Here is a 21,064-nt window from a genome sequence, read left to right as displayed (position 1 = left end):
CCATGAAACAGTAGCAATTGTGAAAAGAACTCGGCCTGCGGGCTCAGGTTCCGCCTCCACGCCGGTGCGCACTCCGGGTGCCGCCTGGGTTCAGCTGGCGTTGGCGACGCTGTTCTTCTTCATTGGCTTTTGGGCATGGTCACTGATCGGCCCGTTAGGACCGTCCTATGCCACCGATCTGGGGCTCTCGCCCGGCGCCCTCTCGCTGCTCGTCGCCGTGCCCGTGCTCGTTGGCTCACTCGGCCGCATCCCGGTGGGCGCGCTGACCGACAAGCTCGGTGGACGGCTCGTCTTCGCGATCGTTCTCTTCGCGACCATCGCCCCTGTGCTGTTCGTCGGCGCGGTGAGCTCCTACCCACTACTGCTTATCGGCGGGCTGTTCCTCGGGATCGGCGGCACGGTCTTCGCCACCGGTGTGCCGTTCGTCAACGGCTGGTTCCCGCCGGAGTCACGCGGCACCGCGGTCGGCATCTTCGGCGCTGGCATGGCGGGCACAGCCTTCTCGGCCTTCTTCACACCACGGATAGTGAACGAGTTCGGCCGGTTCCAAACCCATCTCATCGTGGCCATCGCCCTTGCCGCTTGCGGCGTGCTGGCGCTGTTGTTCGCGCGCAACGCCGCGTCCTGGAAACCGGCCACTGAACCGGCCATGCCGCGGATCAAGTCGGCGCTCAAGCTGAAAGTCACGTGGCAGATGATGGTGCTCTACGCGGTGACCTTCGGCGGGTTCGTCGCCTTCTCCACCTATCTGCCGACGCTGCTGAAGTCTGAGTACGGGTTCTCCATCACCGACGCTGGCGCGCGCACGGCAGGTTTCGCCTTAGCCGCCGTCATCGGCCGTCCCGTGGGCGGATGGCTTTCTGACAAGTTCCATCCGCGTACGGTCCTGATGACCTCGCTCGCGATCACCGGTGTCCTGGCGATCGCGGCCGCCTTCTCACCCAAGCCCGACATTGGCACCGCGCTGGTATACATCCCGCTGGCGTTCGGTTTGGGCCTGGGCACCGGAGCGGTCTTCGCCTTCATCACCAAGCTTGTCGAGCCCGCCCGCGTCGGCACCGTCACCGGTTTGGTCGGAGCGGCGGGTGGCCTCGGGGGCTACTTCCCGCCGCTCGTCATGGGACTGATCTATGGCCTCACGGGCAGCTATGACATCGGGCTGATGCTGCTGTCCGATGTGGCCTTCGCCGCGCTGGTGTTCACGTGGCTAGCCTTCCGCAACCCTAAAGACGCACCGCTACCACGTAGTCTTCCGGCAAATCCGTGACCGCCCATAGCTTCGGGTCGAACTGGGCGGGGGAGAAGCTGACCGTCTTGGGTGCCTTGGAGTAACCCATGTGGGTCGTCCAGGTCCACAGTCCGTCCTTCTTCTTCAGCACGAAGATGTCGATCGGGCCATAGCGCGTGTTGGCTGACGCCTGGCTGAAGGCCGCGGGATCCGTTGTGGCGGCAAGCTTGTCGAGCTCGGCGTGCCGCTCGAACGTATTGGCCAAGGCTCCGCCCAAGTCCGTGCCCAGGTAACCCGGCCACGGCAGGTAGGAGAACAACCGCTCATCGGCTGTCAGCGCGACCCGTTGGGGGTCAGCGCCGTAGACCTTCTCGACCGCGTCCTCGATCGGCTTGACCGGGAACCACGGCGTCGGGTTCTCCCCGGTCGTGTCAACCAGATAGCGCCCGTCTGGCAATGGTTCGAGATAGGCACGCTCGGTATAGGACGCGTAAACCCCGCCCAGCTTCGGCATCCAGTTCTTCGTGAACGTGAAGCCAGAGAAGGCGACCGCGACGGTCAGCGCGATCAGGCCGGCGAAGGCGGGTGCCTTGACGTCCAGCTTCTCGATGAGCCACGGCACGAAATGAATGACTGTCAGCACGCCTGCCATCACAAGCACCGTCGTGTATAGACGCGGCGCGTACTGGCCGAGCATCGTGTGATCCGTCACCACGAACATGACCGCGGTGACAGCCCGGTAGAGGTAGGCGCCGACCACAAGCGCGAGTAGGGGACTGGCCCACCATTGCTTGCCACGCAACCAGATCAGCCCGATGAGGCCGATGAGCTGAACCGTGCCGAGGAGCGTGAAGTCCAGGAACGGGAACATCTGGTCGAGAATGCTCGCCGTGCCATAAAGATCGCCGAGGGTCGCGCCGCCGTATCGCTGGCGTGCCACAAAGAACGGCACGATGAACCAGCTCGACACCACGAACGCGACACCGGCCACTTTGGCCAGATAGAGCAGATAGGCCTTGCGGTTGTCCGCCAGGAACCAGCTGCGGCCAAGCAGAGCCAGGATGCCGAAGATGCCGAAAATGACCCAGCCGTAATAGGTCAGCACGATCAGGCCACCGATGAGCCCGGAAACCAGCCAGTGCAGGCGCCCGCGCTCGGGACGCCCGAAGGTGCCCAGAACCCAAGGGACGAAAGCCATCAGGGTCAGCAGCTCATAGGACTTGGCCGCGATCGCGAACGCCATGAACCCGATGACCGTGACGGCCAGTGCCGTCCACGGCTTGACAAGCCGTTGCCACAGCACGAATCCGATGAGCAAAGCCAGCCCGGTGTAGATGGCTTCGGCCTGCCCGACGAGCTGCCAGGCCTCTTGCCCGGTCAGCGCGGCTACGCGGCCGATACTCCAGGGAAACATCGGGGGGTACTCAGCGGGCACGCCCGGAAGCAGCGTGTCCGAGCTAGCCCAGGTCGTGCTGTAGCGCGTGGCCATAGCGGCCAGGCGCCCGGCGTCGCCGATGAGCCCGTTGAACGGAAACGGTGTGCCCCGCAATGCCGCCGTCAGAATCATCGAGATCCAGACGGCGAACGCCCCGCCCGCCAACCCGGCGACCCAATCCCCAGAGCGCCATGCCGTTGGGTTACTTGCTCGCGCCGCGCTGACTGGTTGAGCAGCGGCCTGTTCCGCGTGACTGGCATCCGCTTCGCCAGCCTCGGAAGCGATAACCCCCTTGCTGCCGGCGGGCTTAGTGGCAGCAAGTGCCGTCTTGCCGTGGTCTGATCCGCCAGCGATCCCCGATGCCGCAACGCCTTGCATGGCACCGCGGGAAGTGACGCGGCGTTGTTCGCGCCAGGCGAGGAAGAGGACGACGGCCATGGCGCCGAGGCCGGCCGTGAGCGGGACCGCCCATGTGCGCAGGCCGAAGCCGGTCCACTTTGGAAGGCGGGTCGCCCAGATGCCCAGAGGGCAGCCGATGACGAAGATCAAAGTGGCCAGCAGGCCCGGGTTTTTCAGTTTGTCCTTGAGCGCACTCATCGCCTGACCGCTACTACGACGTTTTCTGGAAGGCTGTCAAAGATGACCCAGTGGGCTGGATCGAATTGCGCACGGCTGAAGTCGAGGTCCACATCGGACTGGTTGAAGCCGCTGGCGGCGGTCCAGGACCACCGGTCAGGGGTCTTCTCCCGCAGCACGAAGATGTCGATCGGGCCGTATGCGGTGTTCGCCGACCGCCGGGCGAAAGCGGTGGGATCCGTTGTGGCGGCTAGCTTCTGCAGCTCGGCATAGCGCTTGTCCCACTGCACGAACGAACCGTTGCGGTCGTTGTTGAGGTAACCGTGCCACGGCAGATAGGCGTAGAGCCGTTCGTCAATGGACAGGGAGACCCGTTGTGTGCCCGGCCCGTAGACGCTTTCCACCGCTTGCTGAATCGGCGTCACCGGGAAATATTCGGTGCGCTCCTCCTCGGCGATGGAATCGGTGTTGTACCTGCCGTCTGGCAGTGGTTCCCGGTAGGCCCGCTCGGTGTAGTTGGCCCAACGGCCTTCCAGTCCGGGGATCCAGGCCAAGGTGAAGGTCAGCCCGGCCCACGAAACCGCGACCGTGAGCCCGAGCGCCAGCGCGTCCCTGGGCGCCTTCCACGCCATCGCGTTGAACAATCTCGGCACCACGTGGAAAAGCGTCAGCGCACCCGCGGCGGCCAGGGCGGCGTTGGAAAGCCTTGCCGCGTAAGGCCCGAGGCCCGTGTGCCAGGTGGCCACGAAGAAAAGCAGGTAAAAGACGCGGTAAATGTAGGCACCGGCGGTCAGGTAGAGCAGACCCTTGGCCCACCAGACATCGTTACGCAGCCACAGCATCCCCACGAGCCCGATGAGCTGAACCGCACCGATGACGGACAGTTCCAGGAACGGGAAGAACCCGGTGAACAACTCGGGCGAGCCGTAAAGGTCGCCCAGCATCTCCGAGCCCATCGTGAAGCGGGCGTAGAAATACGGGACGATGAACCACGACGACAGAACTAGCGCGACCGCGGCCACCTTCGCCAGGTAGAGCAGGAAGGCTCGTTTGGCGGCCTCTTGCCGCCACGTCGCGACGAGCAAGGCGACGGCGCCGATGAGGGCGAAGACGAACCAGCCGTAGTAGGTCAGGAAGATAAGCCCGCCAACGATTCCCGCCGGGATCCAGTGCAGGCGGCCCCGGTCGGGGCGGCCGAATACAGCCAGAGTCCAGGGGATGAGCACCAGCAAGGTGATCAGCTCGTACGACTTGGCGAAGTTGGCGAACGTCATGAAGGTGGCCAGCGACGTCAGCAGCGCCGCCCACGCGGGCACGAGCCGTTGCCACATCAGGAAAGCGGCCACGATCGCGCCACCGGTCGCGAGACCTTCGGCCGCGCCGACGATGCTCCACGCGGGAACGTCCAAAAGCGACGCCGTGCGCCCGATGAGCCACGGGAACAGCGGAGGATATTCGCCGGGCAGTCCCTTGATCCACGCGTCGGAACTGGCGACCTCTACGGAGTACCGCGTGGCCATGGCTGTTATCCGGCCGGAGTCACCAAGAAGGCCAAACATCGGGAAGGGCGTACCCCGGGTGATCGTGCCGTGCATCAGCACCACCCAGGCGGCGAGCAGCCCGGCGGTCAGTCCCGCGAGCCAGCCCGGTGCCGTGCGCCGGACGATGACGAAGAGCACCACGGCGGCGGCCAGGATAGCCGCGATCGGACCGGCCCACGACCGTTGCCCCGCACCGTTGAAGGCGAGCATGCGGGGCACGGCGAAGGCGAGCGGGGTCGCGATGGCCCACGCCGCGACCGCCATGACCGCTGGCGACAGCAGCCACGAGGGGCGTTTCGGCGGCGCGGGCGAAGCCTCGGTATCAGCGGCCGGAACCCCGGCGCTGATCGTGCTCACTCAGCGTTCCTTGCCTGTTCCGGGCTGTTTGCTGACCACTCGAAGAGCAGCCCGCGCTCGCGGTTGACCAACTCCGCGTCACGGACCGCGATGGCACGGGCCAGCTCGGTCACGCGGCGGTCGGCCTCGCGCATCTTGAGGTAGAAGTTGAACACCGCGAAGACGAACGTGATGACCAGCAGGTAGAGGATGAGGTCAGCACCACGGCCGACGCCGAGTTGCTGGGCCACCCAGGTGACGTCCTGCGGGCGGGCGATCGCGTAGATGTTCATGCCGATGAACAGGATGAAGCCGATGCGCTTGTTGGCCTGAAGCTTGTGACCGTGCTCGCGGCGCACGAAGAACAGCAGCGCGACAAGCACCAGCGCGATGAGAAGGATCTTGATCCAGATCTGGGCCATCACTTGCCTCGCTTCGAGAAGAACAGGTCGAACAGGATGTTGACCCCGTTCATCAGGGACTGACCCTTGGCCCGGGAGTATTCGGTGTAGAGCACCGTGACCGGAACCTCTTTGACGGTCCAGCCGCCGCGGGTGAACAGCGAGATGATTTCGGTGCCGTGGGCCATGCCGTTCATCGTGATCTTCAGGCCTTCGGCCGGCTCGCGGCTCAGGACCCGCAGACCGTTGTGGGCATCGGTGAGACCGAGCTTGCGCGATGACGGATCGAGCCAGGCCACCGTGCGCAGCATCAGGCGGCGAATCCACGGGACGTTCTTCACCTGCTCCAGGAAGCGTGAGCCGATGACGATCTGGGCCGCACCGCTGCGGGCGACCTCAAGCATCTTCTGGGCGTCTTCCACCCGGTGCTGACCGTCGGCGTCGAAGGTGATGAAGTACTTCGCGCCCTGCCGGTTGAGGGCGTATTTGAGCGCGGTCTGCAACGCGGCGCCCTGCCCCATGTTGATGGGATGGCGCACCAGATGAGCCTTGGTGCGAAGGACTTGGGCGGAGGAGCCGTCGCGGCTTCCGTCGTCGACGCAGACGACGTTAGGAAACGTTGCCAGCACCTCGTCAACGACATCGGCGATTACCGGTGCCTCGTTGTAGACGGGGATGAGTATCCACGTATCGTCGTTAGTTGATGTCATCTGCAATCTTTCGCACTCAGGGTCGCCGGCCATGCTAACCAGTTCGCGGATGGGATGCTAAATCAAGTGCCGTGCGATTCCCCAGTAACCGGACATCACCACATTTAGTGGCTTGACCAGGGCAGCGGGGGCGAGCTCAGCACCGACCTCAAGCCGGGACGTCAGGATCTGCCGCATCCATACGCGGTCGCTGACGGCCTTCTCGGCCTTGAGGGCTTTGCGGCGGCTGCGCAGGTGACCCCGGTTCTTCCAGAGCCAGCCCCAGCCGCGCACCTTCTCCCGCACCCAGCCCTGCTTGATCGACAGCAAGAACATCGCCGCCTCAAGGCTGAGGAGAGCAGGAGACAGCACGAGAAGCGACCGTCCACCCCAGATGGTGCCGAGCAGGAGCAGCCGGTTGCGCTCGATGTAGTAGAACTTGCGCGAGTTACGGGAAAACTCATAGCGGTGCACCGCGATGGCGTCCGGCACGTAAACCACGCGCAAACCCTGACGCCACGTGCGGATCGAAAGCTCCGCGTCCTCGTGGTACATGAAGTATTCGGGATCGAATCCGCCGAGGCGCTGCCAGTGCGCTTTGGAGGTGACCTGGCACGCGCCGCTGGCGATCGTCACGTCTTGCGGCGCCGTCAAGTGCTCGGTCTGCCCCATCCGCCCGGCCCAGCTCAAGCCGAGCACGTGCATCGGGTTGCCGGCGGAGTTGATCAGATTCGGGTCCTCGGACAGCCGGACACTTGCCCCGGCGATGCCGACGCCAGGAGCGGACGCCTCGGACACGAGGGACGCGATGGTGGTCGGCTCAACAATCGCATCGTTGTTCACCAATGCGATGAAATCGCCCGTAGCGCGTTCCGCCCCGTAATTGCAGCCGGCCGCGAAGCCGAGATTGGCTCCCGGATCCAGCACGGTCACGCCGGGAACGCCGCGCAGGTTCTCCACGTCGTCATTGGTGCAGCCGTTGTCGACGACGATGACATCGACGGCGGCCTTCTCAGAAGCGAGCAAGGCTTCTACGCACCGCGGCAGCCACGGCTCGGTGGCGTAAGCCAGCACGATCGCGGTGACCCTGGGGAGTCCTTCAGTCATGCTCCGTTTGCCTTCCTGAATGACGAGCGAAGCCCGCAGATCAGCAGTATGCCAGTGACGGCGACGCCCGTGTACTGCGCCACTATCGCGGCGTCCACCGGGTCGATGGGCAGCAGGAACGAGGCGCCGAACGCGATCATCCCGCAGAACCAGGCGACAGCCACCCAGCGGTGCCCGGCCACCGAAAGCAACCCTTGCTGCAGCACCTGCTGCACGAGCATGAAGGCCGCTGTCCCCAGGGCGAGCAAAGCCATGACACCAAAGGAAAGGTTGTGCCCGGGCTTAAAGACAAAGTCCACAATGTACGGTGCGGCCACGAGAATGACGGCACCGGAAAGCAGGCCGAAGCCGACCACGATGAGAATGGCTTGCTTGATGGCCTTGCGGAGCCCGGCGACATCACCGCGGGCGGCGGCCCGGCTGAACATCGGCAGCAGCACGGTTTGCAGGCTGACGAAGATGAAGTGCGGAATCCGGAACAGCACGAAGACGAACGCGAAAACACCAGCGCGCTGAACGTCTTCGGTGAGAAGAGCGGTCGTGATGACCGGGCCCAGATTGGCCATGCCGAGGGCGAGGAACGATGAGGCCATCAGCCAGCCCACGGCGCTGATGAGCTCACGCCACGGCGTGCGCGGCCCGGAACGGTCCGGCCACACCCACTTGAGGCTGACCAAAGCGGCGGCGAGCGGGGCGAGCCCCCACACCCAGCCATACGCTGAGGCGGCCTTCACCCCGAGGGCGAAAAACAGAAGCGTCGGGATGAGGCGCAGCAACCCTTCGGCGACCAAGGTCAGCGCGAAACCGTTGAGCTTCTGCTGCCCGGCGAACACACCGCGCGGGAACGCCATGACGGCGTAGCCGACCGCGATGGCGCACAAGCTGCCGAGCAACGCCACGTTGCCGTTGAAGACCCGGGGAACGAGCACAGGCGACAGTGCTAACAGGACGATCAGCACGACGCCGAGCACGCTCGCGGAAAGCAGGCCCAGTTGCCGGGTCACCGCCCCAGCGCCTGCAGCGGTCGCGCCCCTGTGGGCGACGAGACGGCTGGTTTCCAGTTCCAGCGCACCGAAAACGCCGGGGCCGACGATCGCGGTCAGCAGATAGAGGCTGGCCAACGCGGCGGCATAGCCTGGTACTCCCGCGGTGACGGTGAGGAACACGTAGCCCGCCGCGCCAAGGATGCCTAAGCCACCGGCCACCCAGATGGTGCCGGTCATGCTTTTCTTGCTCAGCACCGTTGGCTCGGCGGCCTGTGTCGTCACGTGATTACCTCGCCTGGCTCAGGAGAGCGGGCAGCGCCGCCTTGAGCTGATCCTCCCACGGCGCTTGGGGCGCCAGCCCGGCCGCTAGCCACCTGCCGTGGCCGAGCACGCTATAGGACGGCCGTGGCGCGGGGCGGGGAAACGCACTGGAGCTGACCGGCCGGATCCGTTGCGGGTCAAGGCCAGCGAGCGAGAACACCGCCTGCGCCAAGCCGTGCCACGTCACCTCTCCAGCCGCCGTGCCGTGATAAACCCCGGGCGGGGCATCGCTAAGCCCAAGGGCCACAAGCTGTTCCGCGAGCGCCAGCGACCACGTCGGCTGGCCCAGCTGATCGTCGACGACATCGAGGAACTCCCGCTGCGCGGACAGTTTCAGCATCGTGGAGACAAAGTTCTTGCCGTGTTCGCCATAGAGCCACTCGGTGCGGATGACATAACCGCCCGCGATGGACAGCGCCGCCGTCTCACCCACGAGCTTGCCCCGCCCGTAAGCGTTCAGCGGCCCGGTGGGCGCGTCTTCCGGATAAGGCGACGTCGCGTGTCCATTGAGGACGTAGTCCGTGGACACCTGAAGAAGCTTGGCGCCGTTGGCTTCGCACGCCTGCGCGAGATAGCCAACGGCGACGCCGTTGATCAGCGTCGCCTGTTCCTCGGCGGTCTCGGCACCGTCAACGTCAGTCCACGCGGCCGCGTTGATGACGATGTCGTGGCCCGCGACGGCTTGGCTGACCGCGGCCGGGTCGGCGATGTCGAGCTGCGAGCGGGTCAGCGCCGTGACGTCCTCGTGCGCCAGCACCTTCAGCAGGTCATGCCCGAGCATGCCTCCCGCGCCGGTGACGAGCCACTTCACGCCAGCGCCTCCCTTCGGTCGGCACTGGCGCCAGAACTGTGCCCCGTGATGAACTCGGGCAAGCCCTCGTTCATGATAGGGCTGCCCGCTTCTTGAGTGGCTCCCACCAGGCCCGGTTTTCCCGGTACCAGGCGACGGTGTCCTTGAGGCCGGCCTCAAAGGACATGCGCGGCTCATAGCCGAGTTCCGTGGAGATCTTCGTGCAGTCGATGGCGTAACGGCGGTCGTGGCCCTTGCGGTCTTCCACCTGACGCACCATTTCCCAGCCAACGCCGCAGGCTTCGAGCAGCTTCTCGGTGAGCTGCTTGTTGGACAGTTCGGTTCCACCGCCGATGTTGTAAACCTCGCCAGCACGGCCCTTGGCCAGGGCGAGCGAGATGCCCTGCACGTGGTCGGCCACGTGCAGCCAGTCACGCACGTTGCCACCGTCGCCGTAGAGCGGCACCTGGTGCCCGTCGAGCAGGTTGCTGACGAACAGCGGGATGACCTTCTCCGGGAACTGGTACGGACCGTAGTTGTTGGAGCAGCGGGTCACCACGACGTCGAGCTTGTGCGTGCGGTGGTAGGCCAGCGCGAGCAGGTCTGAGCTCGCCTTGGAGGCCGAGTAAGGCGAGTTCGGCATGAGCGGGTAGTCCTCGGTCCACTCGCCCTCGTCGATCGAGCCGTAGACCTCGTCGGTCGACACGTGCAGGAAGCGGCCCGTGCCGTGGCGGTGCGCCGCGTCGAGGAGGACCTGAGTACCGACAACATTGGTTACCACGAAGGGCCCGGCACCGGCGATCGAGCGGTCTACATGCGACTCGGCGGCGAAGTGAACGATGGCGTCCTGACCAGCCGCGGCCGCGTCGACAGCCTCCGGATCACAGATGTCGCCCTGAAAGAAGGTGTAGCGAGAGTCCTCGGCGACCGGATCAAGATTGGCCAAATTGCCGGAGTATGTCAGCTTATCGAACACAGTTACTGAAACATCCGCCTGGGGGTCGTTCAGAACGGTTCTTACGTATTCCGAGCCAATGAATCCGGCGCCGCCGGTAACGAGGATCCTCACAAGACGTGGAGTTTAGCCTGACCCCAGAGAGTTCCAAGCTGCTGGTTAAGCTAGGCCACCATGCGCGGAATACTCCTGGCGGGTGGGACCGGGTCGAGGTTGTGGCCGGTAACGAAAGCTGTGTCTAAGCAGCTCATGCCGATCTACGACAAGCCGATGGTCTACTACCCCCTCACGACGCTGATCATGTCGGGGATTCACGAGATTCTCATCATCACCACCCCCGAGGATGAGGCGCAATTCAAACGGCTGCTCGGCGACGGGCAGGAACTCGGGCTTCGGCTCGAATACGCGACCCAGCCCCGTCCCGAGGGCATCGCCCAGGCTTTCGTGATCGGTGCCGACTTCATCGGCGACCAGGGGGCGGGTCTGATCCTGGGCGACAACATCTTCCACGGCGGCGGCCTGGGCACCCAGCTCAGCACGCACAGTGACCTCAAGGGCGGGCGGATCTTCGCCTACCCGGTCGCCAACCCGCGTGAATATGGTGTCGTCGAGTTCGCCCCGAGCGGCCAGGTCCTCTCGATCGAGGAGAAACCGCTCGCGCCGCGTTCGCGCTATGCCGTGCCCGGCCTGTACTTCTACGACAATGACGTGGTGTCCATCGCCCGCGACCTCAAGCCGAGCGCCCGGGGCGAACTGGAAATCACGGCGGTCAACGCCGAATACCTGCGCCGCGGCACCTTGCACGTCACCGTGCTTGACCGCGGCACGGCGTGGCTGGACACCGGCACCGTGAACTCGATGATGCAGGCTTCCGAATACGTCCGCGTGATCGAGGAACGCCAGGGCTTCAAGATTGGCTGTATCGAGGAGGTCGCCTGGCGAGCCGGGCTCATCGACGATCAGCAGCTGAGCCGGCTGGCTGAGCCCCTGGTCAAGAGCGGATATGGCACATACTTGATGGACCTGCTGGAAGGCTAAGCGCGCATGAAGTACAGGCAGTTGGAGATCGAGGGCGCCTGGGAGATCACTCCGGTCCAGCATGGCGATCCACGAGGTCTATTCATGGAGTGGTACCGGTTTGAGCCCTTCGCCGAGGCGATCGGCCACAAACTGGATCTGCGTCAGGCGAATCTGTCCATTTCGCAGCGTGGCGTGATCAGGGGCATCCACTACGCCGAAGTGCCGGCGGGACAAGCGAAATACGTGACGTGTGTGCGCGGTTCGTTCCTCGACGTCGTCGTGGACCTGCGCGTCGGCTCGCCGACGTTTGGCAAGTGGGATTCCGTGCTGCTGGACCAGGTCGACCGGCGGGCGATTTACCTCGGCGAGGGCCTGGGTCATGCGATCTGCGCGCTCGAAGACGATTCGGCTCTGCTCTACCTGTGTTCAGAGGTCTATAACCCGGCTAAGGAACACACGCTGCACCCGCTCGACCCTCAGGTCGCCATCAAGTGGCCGGTGGACAACCCGCAGCTGTCTCCGCGCGATGCCGAGGCTCCCACGCTGGAACAGGCTGCTGAGCGGGGCCTGCTGCCTGACTATCAGGTGTGCAAGGACTACGTCGCTTCGCTTTAAGTCCCTTTAGGGCAAACGTTAACGGCCCATGCGAAGAACTCTTCGCATGGGCCGTTAGTGGTTACGCGAGTGTGGCCGCGACCGTGATCTCGGCGCCCGGTGAGAGCAGCCGTGAGATCGGGCAGCCGGCCTTGGATTCCTGAGCCAGCTTCTCGAACTCGTCTTTGTCGATCCCGGGGGCGACAACGTCGCTGATCAGATCGATCTTGGTGACCGTCATCCCGGCGTCGGTCTTCTCCAGGTGAACGTTGGCGGTCGTCTCCACCGACGTCGCCGTGAACCCAGCGCCATCAAGCTTATTGGCGAAGAACATCGAGAAGCAGCTAGCGATAGCCGCGCCGATCATCTCCTCCGGGTTGGTGCCTTCACCTTCTTCGAAACGGGACGAGAACGAGTAGTTTCCGGCACCGAGACCAGTGTGGATGGTTCCAGAACCCTCTTTGAGGGTGCCCTGCCAGCGGGCGGATGCTTTGCGAATAGGCATGGCGAAAGCCTAGGGGATCGCGCCTAAACCGCGTGCCGTGGCACCTCGGGTTGTGCAAACATCCGCCCATGCGGAGCGAGATCACGGCTTATTACGAACGGCTCGCCGAACCTGGGCGTCTCGGCGCCACACCATGGGGGAAGCTGGAGTATCTGCGCACATGGGATGTGCTCATGCGGGAACTGCCCGCACCACCGGCCCAGATTCTCGACGTCGGGGGTGCCGCGGGTGTCTACGCGGCGCCACTGGGTGGGATGGGCTACGACGTGCACCTGATCGACCCACTGGACGAACACGTGGCGATGGCGTCCATTTTGGTTCGCACGACCGCGACCCTTGGCGACGCCAGGGATCTGCCCGTGCCGGACGCGAGTGCCGATGCGGTGCTCATGCTCGGCCCGCTGTATCACCTGACCGAACGCGCCGACCGGGTCAGGGCGTGGCAGGAGGCGGCGCGAGTGTCCAAACCGGGCGCTGTGATCGTCGCGGCGACCATTTCCCGGTACGCCTCCATGCTCGATGGTTTCGTCAAGGGTTATCTGCGCGAGCCCGCGTTCGGCGAGATGCTGGAGCGCACCCTCGCTGAGGGCGTGCATGAGAATCTCGGTGGCGGCAAGCCGGAGTGGTTCACCACGGCCTACTTCCACCTGCCCAACGAGGCGGCCGAGGAAGCCGCCGACGCGGGGCTCGCGGTCAAGCGGGTCGTGTCTGTGGAAGGTCCATTGTGGATGCTGGCGGACCGCCTCGACAGCTGGCTCGCCGACGATGAGGAACTGTTGCTGTCGTGGCTACGCCGGGTCGAGGAAGAACCCGGATTGCTTGGCTCCAGTTCACATTTGCTCACTATCTGCCGTAACCCGGGCTGAGTTAACGTGCGGGCATGTTCGCTCGCATTGCTATATTTACCTCCATCGCCGTATCGGCGACCGTCCTCGCTGTGGCCACGCCAGCCACGGCCGTGCCCACCGATGCCGCCTTGGCGTTGCGCTGGGCGCCCGTGCACTACCAGGACACCGATAGCTCCGACTACGACGCGGACTATCTGTCCACAGTGAACTTCGACAGCGACTGGGACGCCAAGAACAACTGGGAACGCCAGGACGACAACCTGTCCTGGCTTTCCGGCGCTGTCTATTACTCCGTGGTGGAGACGGGCACGCACTGGCACCTGGTCTACGCGTTCTATCACCCGCGCGACTGGGAAGACTTCCCGGACCCGTTCAGCCAGTTCACGCACGAGAACGACATGGAAGGCGTGCTGCTCACGGTACGCAAAGACGGCTCGGAATACGGCGTGCTCGAGTCGATGGTGACCGTGGCGCACAGCGACTTCTACTCCTACACGCCACCTGGAAGCCCGTACACCGACGGGCGCGAGAACATCGACGGCACGATCATCATGCAGAACTACGGCGGCTTCTCGCGGCCGACCACGTTCCAGGAAGCCAAGGGACACGGCATTTACCGTTGGGGCGGCGGCGATCTGGGCGACGGCGTGGTCTACTTCCCGTCCGGCGGAGCCGGGGAAGTTCCGTCTAGCGGCAATGACCGTTCCGTGGCGTACCGTCTGGTGCCGGTCTTCGCCAGCGGCGGCCTGTGGGCCAACCGCAACAACGCCCTGACCTTCGCCAGCTGGGGCACGTTCCGTGGCGACAACGGAAAAGACAACGCCGCCAACGCCCCCTGGGGTTGGGATGACGGCAACGACGGTTCCGATCTGCAACGTGGGCTTCTGGCCACCGACCCCGCCAAACTCGTGTCGATCTACTTTGGCAACGAGGGAACTTTCGCGCTGACCTACGTGCGCAATGGCTACGTGTAGGGCGCATACTGTGTTGCCATGTCACCCCTGCAGCGCCGCCACGGCCTCGCCGTGCTCACCCGGGTTAGGTCCCACGTGGACGCTGGCGACCTCCCCGGCGCGCAGGAGCTGCTCAGCGAGATTCTGGCGGAGATCCCGGCCGACCCACGTAAAGCCCGCCCGGCCGAGGCCGAAGCGGTAGTCCTGCAAACCGGCGTGCTGCTCAGCCTCGGCGAGCCGCACGCCGCTCGCGGCTGGGCCGCTTACGGCCACACGTGTTTGCGGCGCCTCTATGGCGATCGTGACCGCCGGACGCTGCACTCGCTCGGCCTGCTTGCCGCGGTCCTGACCCGCGTTGGGGCGCACAGCCGGGCGGTGCAGCGCTATCAGGAGCTCATCGAGCTGTTCAGCGAGCTCGACGGGCCGCAATCGGAACGTGCCCTCGCCGCGCAGGCGGACCTCGCGACCGTCGAGCACGCGCGCGGTCAGTGCCAGGCGGGGCGGGCCCGGCTGTCCATGGTGATCCAGCAACATCAGCAGGTGTTCGGCACGCGCCACCCGGTCGGCATCCGCATGATCGCGCGGCTGGCCGCCATGTGGCGTGACTGCGGTGAGGTTGATCACGCTCAGGCGCTGCTCACGCAGGCGCGCGCCTTCGCCACGGGCCTCCCGCCGGAAATCCACGATCTTCTCTCCGCTGTCGAGACCGCCCCGCCCGCGGAAGCTCATGTGTGCAGCGGACAGCCATTGCCCGAGGTCCCGCTGCCACCAGCGGTGCTTAAAGTCCCCGGGCCGATCGATGAAGATACGTTGCTGATGCCGGTGGCCGAAAGCCCGTTTGGCCGTCCCTTCAGCACGTTGTCGTATTTGCCCGCTCATCCGGAACTCGTGGCGTGGGAGCCGTCGCCGCGCACCGATGACGACGCGCCCGAACCCTCGTGGCGCCTCTCACCCGCGACGATGGCCCTGGTCGCGGCGATTATTGGCATAGTTGCCATAACGGTTTTGTTCTTGTTGCTGGTTTCCGCGGCGAAGACATCGTGAAGGCGCAAGTGCTCCTAGCGCGGGATGCGGTGCTTCGCGTGATAGAACTTGCATCGCATGACCGGCGCACTGTGGGAGGGGAGGGCCGGTGAAGGTGGAATCATCACATAACGCCATGGGCCGGGTGCTCACCATACCCAACCTCATCAGCTTCGCCCGGCTCGCCGGGGTGCCTCTGTTCCTCTATCTCTTCCTGGTCAGCGAGTCTTACGGCTGGGCGGTCGCGGTGCTGGCCATCGGCGGCACATCCGACTGGATCGACGGTTATCTCGCCCGCAAGCTCGGGCAGGTGAGCCGGCTGGGGGAGTTGCTCGACCCGCTGGCTGACCGGCTCTACATTCTGGCGACGCTGCTGGCTTTCACGCTCAAAGGCGTGCTGCCGTGGTGGTTCACCATCGCGTTGCTGGCCCGCGAAGCGGTGCTGCTCGTCACGCTGATTATCTTGCGGCGCAACGGGTTTGGCCCGCCGCCGGTGCATTACGTTGGCAAGACCGGCACGTTCATCCTGTTGTTCGCGTTCCCCGTGCTGCTGCTCGCGTGGGCCACGACCGGCACCCTGCACACGCTGTCCTACGCCTCCGGGTGGGCGCTGGCGCTGTGGGGCCTGGCGCTTTACTGGATCGCCGGTTTCCTTTACCTGCAACAGTTCGCCACCGTCATGCGGGAGAAGTCAGCATGACGGTCAAGAAAGAGCCGCGGATCTACCAGGCGGATTTCCTCACCGAGCTGTTCCGCCATCCGCTGGACCCCGCCTACGAGCAGGCGGCCGAAGCCCGCAAACGCAACGGCCCGCTCAAAAAGCCACAGCTGGTGGTGCGCAAGACCGTCACGTTCATCGTGCTGACCATCATCGGTGCGCTGCTCGCCGTCGCCTATCAGCAGGTGATCCGGGAGGCCCCGGACAAAGAAAAGGTTCGTGCGGGCCTCATCGAGCAGATTCTGCAAAAACGCGACAGCACCCGTGCGCTGGCCCAAACCGCCGAGCAGCTTCAGGCCGAAGTCGCCGCGCTGCGTGACGCGGCCATCGGTGACCCGGCGCAGATCGAGGCGCTGCGCCAGCTGGACGCGATCACGGGACAACGCAAGATCACCGGCGATGGTGTCGTCATCAAGATTTCTGACGGCCCGCACGCCGCCACGGTCCGCCAGCAGCAGATCAACCACTACGACCTGATGATCATCGTGAACCAGCTGTGGGCCCTGGGCGCCGACGGCATCGCCATCAACGGGCAGCGGCTGACCTCGCTGACGCAGATCAGTTCCGGCAGCGGCATCTCGGTGGGCTCCGAACTGGTCGTCAATCCGTATGAGATAGTCGCGGTTGGACCGTCCGACCTGGACAGGCGGTTTACTAAATCGGTCATCGGCGGGGTCTACCTCCAGTATCGCGACGACCCGCGATTCCGGTTCGGGTTCTCCGTCGAGGCCAAAGATGACTTAACGCTTCCGGCAGCGGTGCTGCCGCCGGAGCTGACCCACGCCAAAGTTCCGGCACCGGCCGGATCGCCGTCGGCAACGCCGTCGTCCTCACCATCCGGAGGTGGCAGATGATCGCTGTTCTCGCCCTGATCGCCGGAGTGGTGGCAGGGGTGCTCCTGGAACCGACCGTCCCGCTCGCGCTGCAGCCCTACCTTCCGATCGCCGTCGTCGCGGCGCTCGACGCGGTCTTTGGCGGCGTGCGCGCGAAACTCGACGGAATCTTTGACGACAAGCAGTTCGTCATCTCGTTCATTTCCAACGTGCTCGTCGCGGCGCTGATCGTCTACCTCGGCGACCAGCTCGGCGTCGGCACGCAGCTGTCCACGGGCGTCGTGGTCGTGCTCGGCGTCCGGATCTTCGGAAACGTCGCCGCGATCCGCCGGCACCTGTTCCGGGCGTGACAGGGGGAGTCACATGACGCAAGAACCGCAGGACGACAAAGAACTTCCCGAGGTCGCCGACGAACCGACCTGGTACAACCCAGAGGCGGATAACGAGGTGCAGCCGGAAGAGGAAGAGAACGCCGGCAGCCAAGGCGTTGAGGCCAGCGAAGACGAGGAGTCAACGGAACTCATCGCGGCCGCGCCCAAGAAGCGCCGTTTCAGCGGGGCCGGCATCACCATCGCGGTTCTGCTCGCCGTGCTCGGCTTCACGCTCGTCGTTCAGGTCAAGAGCAACTCCACCGACGCCGCGTTCGCCTCACAGCGTGAAAGCGACCTCGTGCAGATCATGTCCGATCTGGACTCGGCCGAACGCCGGCTCAACGATGACATCGAGTCGCTTGAGGACGCCCGGCGCGAATTGCAGTCAGGTGCCTCGAACCAGGCCGCGGCTCAGGCTGAAGCACGCAAACGAGCCGACGCGCTGGGGATCCTCGCCGGCACCCTTCCCGCCACGGGACAAGGAGTCGAGATCAGCATCGTGGCCGGCAGCGAGCCGGTGAACGCGAGCGACCTGCTGACCGTGGTGCAGTTGCTGCGTATCGGTGACGCGGAAGCGATTCAGATCAACGGCCGCGAGGCTCAGGTCCGGATCGTGGCCGGAACTTCCTTTGTGGACGCTGACGGCGCGGTGCGGGTGGATGGCATCCGGCTGACGGGTCCCTACACGTTGCTCGCCATCGGCGAACCGGCCCTGCTGAAAGGCGCGGTTGAGTTTGCCGGTGGGGTGGTGACGCGGCTGACGAGTACCGGCGGTAAATTGATCGTCGAAATCAAGGACCCGGTGGAGATCAAAGCGACCCGGACCACGTCGTCCTTGGTATACGCGGAACCAGTTTCCTGAAAGGGCAACACCGATGATGATTCCTGAGGACCTGCGCTACACCGCTGAGCACGAGTGGGTGCGCGAAGAAGGCGGCAAAGTGCGTGTGGGCATCACCGACTTCGCTCAGGACGCCCTTGGCGACATCGTGTTCGTCCAGCTGCCCGAGATCGGGGCTAAGGTTAGCGCTGGAGATTCGTTCGGTGAGGTGGAGTCGACCAAGAGCGTCTCGGAGATCTACGCTCCGCTCAGCGGTCAGATCACGGCGCGCAACGAAGCACTGTCCGATTCGCCAGATCTGATCAACACGGACCCGTACGAAGAAGGCTGGCTCGTAGAGATCCAGGTCGATGACCCCGCGCAGCTGTCCGCTCTCCTGGACGCCGCTGCTTACGGCGAGCTGACCAAGGGCTAGCCCTGGTCGCCGCGCGTTGCGGTTGACCACTCAAATCGGTCATGGCTAGGCTCGCCAGCAAGGTGAGCCCGGCCGGTAACGACTACTACCCACGATTATCAGGTGAACTTTTGAGGCACGAGGTGGTCCGATGACGCGTCCAGACGACGAGTTTCCCCAGCTCGACGTCACGTCTACCCTGAATCTCGGCTTGGACGAGATTCCTGAGGGTCCTGACGCTGATGTCGTGCCGGGCCGTGTCTCGAGCCAGCTTCCGCCCGGGATGGCGTTGCTCGTCGTGCGGAGGGGTCCCAATGCCGGGGCTCGCTTCCTGCTCGATCACGACGTGACCACGAGCGGCCGGCACCCTGACAGTGACATCTTCCTTGACGATGTCACCGTTTCCCGCCGTCACGCCGAGTTCCACCGTGATGGTTCGACGTTCACGGTTCGGGATGTCGGCAGCCTCAACGGGACTTATGTCAACCGTGAGCGGGTCGAATCAGCGACCTTGAACAACGGTGACGAGGTGCAGATCGGCAAGTTCCGCCTGGTCTATGTCGCAGGGCCGCGCACCGAGGAGGGGTGAGGGCGAGCCGGTGGCGGCTGAGCCTGCCGTAAAGGATTCGGCACTGCTGAGCATCGGTGAAGTGCTGACTCAGCTGCGGCCCGAGTTTCCTGACACCACTATCTCGAAGCTGCGCTTTCTGGAGACAGAAGGGCTGGTTCAGCCGCAGCGCACGCCTTCGGGCTACCGCAAGTACAGCAGGGACGATGTCGCGCGCCTGCGTTTCGTCCTGGCAGCTCAAAGGGACCAGTATCTGCCGCTGCGCGTCATTCGCCAGCAGCTCGACGACGGAGCGCATCTGCCACCCGCGCGGCCAGCGCTGGTAGCCGTTCCCGACGCGGCTCCCCGCCCGGTGTCTCAGGACGCCCGCATTCGCCGTGAAGACCTGTGTGAACGGGCGGGAATCGACGAGGCACTGCTCGCAGATCTGGAAGGGCACGGCCTGATTACCGAGCGGGCCGGCGGCTGGTACGACGCTGACGCCCTGACGGTCGCCGAAGTGGCCAAAATGCTTGCGGCATATGGGATTCAGGCTCGGCATCTGCGGCCCTACAAGGTGGCCGCCGACCGGGAAGCCGGGCTTTTCGCCCAGGTGGTCGCGCCTTTGCTGCATCAGCAGTCGCCCGCCCGGGAAGCCCGCGCTGATGACGCTCTGCGCGAACTGATGTTGCTCTCGCAGCGGCTTCACCTGGCCTTGTTACGGTCGGGTCTAAGCGAAACATTAGGTCCCTGAAGCTCGCCGCAGCATTGAGCGGGTAGAGGCGTGTAGCGTGCAATAGAGAGCACGGCAATGAGGGAGGCAGCGAAGTGCGCGAGCTGAGCGTGATCGGTGTTCGGGTCGAGTTGCCGACCAACCAGCCGATTGTGCTGTTGCGAGAGGTCGACGGGGACAGGTACCTGCCGATTTGGATCGGCGCGGTGGAGGCTACAGCCATCGCCTATGAGCAGCAGGGTGTTAAGCCTGCTCGCCCGCTGACGCACGATTTGCTGCGCGATTTGCTTGAAGCGCTGTCAGCGCCCCTGCAAGCGGTCGAGATCGTGGAGCTGCGGGAAAGCATCTTCTACGCTGATCTGCTGCTCGGGGAAGCAGGCGCGGTCCGGGTATCGGCCCGGCCCAGTGACGCCATCGCGCTCGCGTTGCGGGTGGGTGCGCCGGTGCGCTGTGCCGACGAAGTCCTCGACGAGGCCGGCATCATCATTCCCGATGAGCAAGAAGACGAAGTCGAGAAGTTCCGCGAGTTCCTGGAGCAGGTTCGCCCAGAGGATTTCGCTAGCTGACATCTGGCCCGGAGCGTCTACTAACGAGCGAATCGTCACCGGGTGACGGTTGCGGCAACGATTGTGGCGTGTCGCGGGCTCTCTTCCCCTCATCTGTGCGCTCAGAGCTATAGGGTTGCCGTAGCAAATCCAGCGGGAGGTTCTCCATGGTCGAGCCCCATGAGCAGGTGGCTGCGGCGTCCGATGTGGACGGAGCGGTTGGCTATCGTGGTGTGACTTCATGTCACGCGGTGGGCATCAGCTACCGGCAGCTTGACTACTGGGCGCGCACGGGGCTGGTGGTGCCAAGCATCCGCGACGCTTCGGGCTCGGGCACACAGCGGCTTTATTCCTTCCGCGATCTCGTGGTGCTCAAGGTGGTCAAGCGGTTGCTAGACGCCGGGGTTTCGCTGCAAAACATCCGCCGGGCGATTGAGACGCTGCGGGTCTATGGCGCGGAGGACCTGGCGACGATCACCCTCATCTCCGACGGGACGTCCGTCTACGAGTGCCGGTCACCGGAAGAGGTAGTCGACCTCCTCCAAGGCGGCCAGGGTGTCTTCGGCATCGCCATCGGTGGTGCTTTCAAAGAGGTGCAAGGCTCGCTGTCGCACTTGCCGGCCGAGCGAGGTGAGGGGCCGGATTTGCAGCCCGCTCCCTTTCCGGCGCAAACCGAGTCCTGGCAAACGGGAGGCGTCGTGGAAGACGAACTCGCCGCCCGCCGCGCCCGCCGTAAAGCCAGTTAGCGACATCACCGTTGACCTCAAGTTAACT

24 protein-coding genes are annotated in these 21,064 nt (G+C 64.7%); 15 read left to right on the top strand and 9 right to left on the bottom strand.

Features of this window, described 5'->3' with window-relative positions; genetic code table 11:
* Positions 1-19: 19 nt before the first annotated feature.
* The gene (locus A3E1_RS0129265; RefSeq protein WP_245571442.1) at positions 20-1,267 is read left to right on the top strand and encodes an MFS transporter; all 1,248 of its coding nucleotides are present in this window, start codon (positions 20-22) and stop codon (positions 1,265-1,267) included.
* On the opposite strand, the gene A3E1_RS0129260 is transcribed toward A3E1_RS0129265, so the two are convergent.
* From A3E1_RS0129260 to rfbB, 8 genes are all read right to left on the bottom strand, one after another.
* The gene (locus A3E1_RS0129260) at positions 1,224-3,260 is read right to left on the bottom strand and encodes an arabinofuranosyltransferase (RefSeq protein ID WP_020524361.1); all 2,037 of its coding nucleotides are present in this window, start codon (positions 3,258-3,260) and stop codon (positions 1,224-1,226) included. The two genes, A3E1_RS0129265 and A3E1_RS0129260, sit on opposite strands and share 44 nt — an antisense overlap.
* Entirely contained in the window at positions 3,257-5,137 is a 1,881-nt protein-coding gene (locus A3E1_RS0129255; RefSeq protein WP_020524360.1) for an arabinofuranosyltransferase, read from the bottom strand. The genes A3E1_RS0129260 and A3E1_RS0129255 overlap by 4 nt, the downstream gene beginning before the upstream one ends.
* Complete coding sequence (locus tag A3E1_RS42695) at positions 5,134-5,538, bottom strand: DUF2304 domain-containing protein (RefSeq protein WP_020524359.1); 405 nt, start codon at positions 5,536-5,538, stop codon at positions 5,134-5,136. The genes A3E1_RS0129255 and A3E1_RS42695 overlap by 4 nt, the downstream gene beginning before the upstream one ends.
* Positions 5,538-6,227, bottom strand: coding sequence for a glycosyltransferase family 2 protein (locus A3E1_RS0129245; RefSeq protein ID WP_020524358.1), 690 nt, complete (start codon positions 6,225-6,227; stop codon positions 5,538-5,540). The genes A3E1_RS42695 and A3E1_RS0129245 overlap by 1 nt, the downstream gene beginning before the upstream one ends.
* Positions 6,228-6,284: 57 nt before the next feature.
* Entirely contained in the window at positions 6,285-7,313 is a 1,029-nt protein-coding gene (locus A3E1_RS0129240; RefSeq protein WP_020524357.1) for a glycosyltransferase family 2 protein, read from the bottom strand.
* Positions 7,310-8,581 carry a lipopolysaccharide biosynthesis protein gene (locus A3E1_RS0129235; RefSeq protein ID WP_020524356.1) on the bottom strand — a complete coding sequence of 424 codons (1,272 nt, stop codon included), beginning with the start codon at positions 8,579-8,581 and terminating at the stop codon, positions 7,310-7,312. Before A3E1_RS0129235 ends, A3E1_RS0129240 begins: the two co-directional genes overlap by 4 nt.
* 4 nt (positions 8,582-8,585) lie before the next feature.
* Positions 8,586-9,431: a dTDP-4-dehydrorhamnose reductase gene (gene rfbD / locus A3E1_RS0129230; protein ID WP_020524355.1), complete on the bottom strand. Its 846-nt coding sequence runs from the start codon at positions 9,429-9,431 to the stop codon at positions 8,586-8,588.
* 70 nt (positions 9,432-9,501) lie between these two features.
* Positions 9,502-10,479, bottom strand: coding sequence for a dTDP-glucose 4,6-dehydratase (gene rfbB / locus A3E1_RS0129225; RefSeq protein WP_020524354.1), 978 nt, complete (start codon positions 10,477-10,479; stop codon positions 9,502-9,504).
* A 60-nt stretch (positions 10,480-10,539) separates the two neighbouring features.
* Here rfbB and rfbA point away from each other — a divergent pair, with 60 nt between their 5' ends.
* Positions 10,540-11,403, top strand: a complete 864-nt coding sequence (rfbA, locus tag A3E1_RS0129220; protein WP_026208958.1) for a glucose-1-phosphate thymidylyltransferase RfbA — start codon at positions 10,540-10,542, stop codon at positions 11,401-11,403.
* Positions 11,404-11,409: 6 nt separating this feature from the next.
* Positions 11,410-12,000 (top strand): dTDP-4-dehydrorhamnose 3,5-epimerase family protein, encoded by a 591-nt coding sequence (locus A3E1_RS0129215; protein WP_020524352.1) that lies wholly within the window; start codon positions 11,410-11,412, stop codon positions 11,998-12,000.
* A 61-nt stretch (positions 12,001-12,061) separates the two neighbouring features.
* On the opposite strand, the gene A3E1_RS0129210 is transcribed toward A3E1_RS0129215, so the two are convergent.
* Positions 12,062-12,484: an OsmC family peroxiredoxin gene (locus A3E1_RS0129210; protein ID WP_020524351.1), complete on the bottom strand. Its 423-nt coding sequence runs from the start codon at positions 12,482-12,484 to the stop codon at positions 12,062-12,064.
* A 68-nt stretch (positions 12,485-12,552) separates the two neighbouring features.
* Between A3E1_RS0129210 and A3E1_RS0129205 the strand changes: the two genes are divergently transcribed.
* From A3E1_RS0129205 to A3E1_RS0129150, 12 genes are all read left to right on the top strand, one after another.
* Complete coding sequence (locus tag A3E1_RS0129205; protein WP_020524350.1) at positions 12,553-13,350, top strand: class I SAM-dependent methyltransferase; 798 nt, start codon at positions 12,553-12,555, stop codon at positions 13,348-13,350.
* A gap of 14 nt (positions 13,351-13,364) precedes the next feature.
* Entirely contained in the window at positions 13,365-14,306 is a 942-nt protein-coding gene (locus A3E1_RS0129200; RefSeq protein WP_020524349.1) for a hypothetical protein, read from the top strand.
* An 18-nt stretch (positions 14,307-14,324) separates the two neighbouring features.
* Positions 14,325-15,329 (top strand): tetratricopeptide repeat protein, encoded by a 1,005-nt coding sequence (locus tag A3E1_RS45210; protein ID WP_020524348.1) that lies wholly within the window; start codon positions 14,325-14,327, stop codon positions 15,327-15,329.
* Between the two features lie 115 nt (positions 15,330-15,444).
* Entirely contained in the window at positions 15,445-16,008 is a 564-nt protein-coding gene (locus A3E1_RS0129190) for a CDP-alcohol phosphatidyltransferase family protein (protein WP_020524347.1), read from the top strand.
* Positions 16,005-16,880, top strand: a complete 876-nt coding sequence (locus tag A3E1_RS0129185; RefSeq protein WP_020524346.1) for a DUF881 domain-containing protein — start codon at positions 16,005-16,007, stop codon at positions 16,878-16,880. Before A3E1_RS0129190 ends, A3E1_RS0129185 begins: the two co-directional genes overlap by 4 nt.
* The gene (locus tag A3E1_RS0129180) at positions 16,877-17,209 is read left to right on the top strand and encodes a small basic family protein (protein WP_020524345.1); all 333 of its coding nucleotides are present in this window, start codon (positions 16,877-16,879) and stop codon (positions 17,207-17,209) included. Before A3E1_RS0129185 ends, A3E1_RS0129180 begins: the two co-directional genes overlap by 4 nt.
* A 13-nt stretch (positions 17,210-17,222) precedes the next feature.
* The gene (locus tag A3E1_RS0129175) at positions 17,223-18,092 is read left to right on the top strand and encodes a DUF881 domain-containing protein (RefSeq protein ID WP_020524344.1); all 870 of its coding nucleotides are present in this window, start codon (positions 17,223-17,225) and stop codon (positions 18,090-18,092) included.
* 16 nt (positions 18,093-18,108) lie between these two features.
* A complete protein-coding gene (gcvH, locus tag A3E1_RS0129170) occupies positions 18,109-18,486 on the top strand; it encodes a glycine cleavage system protein GcvH (protein ID WP_026208955.1) in 378 nt (125 codons plus the stop codon).
* Between the two features lie 130 nt (positions 18,487-18,616).
* Positions 18,617-19,054, top strand: coding sequence for an oxoglutarate dehydrogenase inhibitor Odhl (gene odhI, locus A3E1_RS0129165; RefSeq protein WP_020524342.1), 438 nt, complete (start codon positions 18,617-18,619; stop codon positions 19,052-19,054).
* Positions 19,023-19,766, top strand: coding sequence for a transcriptional regulator FtsR (gene ftsR / locus A3E1_RS0129160; RefSeq protein WP_051105185.1), 744 nt, complete (start codon positions 19,023-19,025; stop codon positions 19,764-19,766). The genes odhI and ftsR overlap by 32 nt, the downstream gene beginning before the upstream one ends.
* Before the next feature lie 74 nt (positions 19,767-19,840).
* Positions 19,841-20,311: a bifunctional nuclease family protein gene (locus A3E1_RS0129155; RefSeq protein WP_020524340.1), complete on the top strand. Its 471-nt coding sequence runs from the start codon at positions 19,841-19,843 to the stop codon at positions 20,309-20,311.
* A gap of 146 nt (positions 20,312-20,457) precedes the next feature.
* Entirely contained in the window at positions 20,458-21,036 is a 579-nt protein-coding gene (locus A3E1_RS0129150) for a MerR family transcriptional regulator (RefSeq protein ID WP_020524339.1), read from the top strand.
* Positions 21,037-21,064 lie beyond the last annotated feature (28 nt).

The organism is Catelliglobosispora koreensis DSM 44566 (assembly GCF_000379685.1).
GTDB classification, from domain to species: domain Bacteria; phylum Actinomycetota; class Actinomycetes; order Mycobacteriales; family Micromonosporaceae; genus Catelliglobosispora; species Catelliglobosispora koreensis.
Note: the sequence above shows the minus strand (reverse complement) of the source record. Positions and strands in the feature narration are given on the sequence as shown.